This window comes from Streptomyces sp. BE20 (genome assembly GCF_036322525.1).
Lineage (GTDB): Bacteria > Actinomycetota > Actinomycetes > Streptomycetales > Streptomycetaceae > Kitasatospora.
The window spans coordinates 1-288 of record NZ_JAQYWW010001031.1 but is presented as its reverse complement, the minus strand read 5'-3'; the positions used below and the strand labels follow the sequence as shown (position 1 = coordinate 288).

Here is a 288-nt window from a genome sequence, read left to right as displayed (position 1 = left end):
TGGAGCGGTCCCCCCTGCTCGACGACCACGAGCTGCGGGCCTGCGCCGCCGCCGTGCGCCAGGCTCCGCCCTTCCTCGTCAGCCGCCACTGGATCGACCGGCCTGCCCGCCCCGACCGGGCCGGATTCCTCGGCACGTCCGGCTACGGCCCGCTGGACAACGTCAGCGTCGTCGAACGATGGGAGGGACAGGCCGCGCGCTGGGCCGCCCGCACCGGCGGTTCGGTCCTCGAACTCCACGCCTACGCCGTCGACCCCTCGGCCGACCGCACCGCCGTACAGGATCAGG

The 288-nt window shown here is 75.0% G+C and carries 1 pseudogene; it reads left to right on the top strand.

The features are described 5' to 3' along the window. Window positions 1–288 (top strand): annotated as a pseudogene (locus PUR61_RS28755) (isorenieratene synthase); the annotation flags it as partial.